Source organism: Rhodohalobacter sp. 8-1 (assembly GCF_038150125.1).
Classification (GTDB): Bacteria; Bacteroidota; Rhodothermia; order Balneolales; family Balneolaceae; genus SW132.
This window is the reverse complement of sequence record NZ_JBBVMF010000069.1, coordinates 1-502: the sequence shown is the minus strand read 5'-3', so window position 1 is coordinate 502 and position 502 is coordinate 1. Positions and strand designations below refer to the sequence as shown.

The window sequence follows — 502 nt, the reverse complement described above, 5'->3', positions numbered from 1 at the left end:
ATGGCGCCGTTTTCCACCTTCGACAGCATGCCAGCGGAAAGCCCGGCCTGCCCCGCCAGTTCGGCCACCGTCATGTCCTGACGCTTGCGCAGCGCGCGCACCTGGGCGCCGAGGGCTTCCTCGATAGACTGGCCCTCGGCGGTGCCCGGCGCGGAGGAGCCGGTCGCCAAGCGGATCGGAATCTCCTTCGCGCCGGCCTTCGCAGGCGCGGTCTTTGCCTTCGGTGCCTTCACTTTCGCGCTCTTCGCTCCGCCTTTTCCTGCTGCGCTGCTCCCGGCCAAGGCTCGCTTCCTTGTTCTCCTGATGACGCGCGCCACCCTAGGCAGCGGCCGGCCGTTTCGCAAGTCCACTTACGATTGTCGATCCGCTGCATCGGCACAAAAGAACAGGGCCGCCCGAAGGCGGCCCTGCAACGCCAACCGCCGGTGCTCACTTCCGGGCGGCAGCACCCCACAAGCTACTTCTTCAGGTACTTTGCGTAGACATGCTCTTCGTGGATCGC

1 protein-coding gene is annotated in these 502 nt (G+C 66.1%); it reads right to left on the bottom strand.

Going from position 1 to position 502, the window contains the following annotated elements; translation table 11 throughout:
• On the bottom strand, positions 1-281 hold a 281-nt coding region (locus tag AABW11_RS20045), incomplete at its 3' end, for a helix-turn-helix domain-containing protein (protein WP_340107109.1).
• Positions 282-502 lie beyond the last annotated feature (221 nt).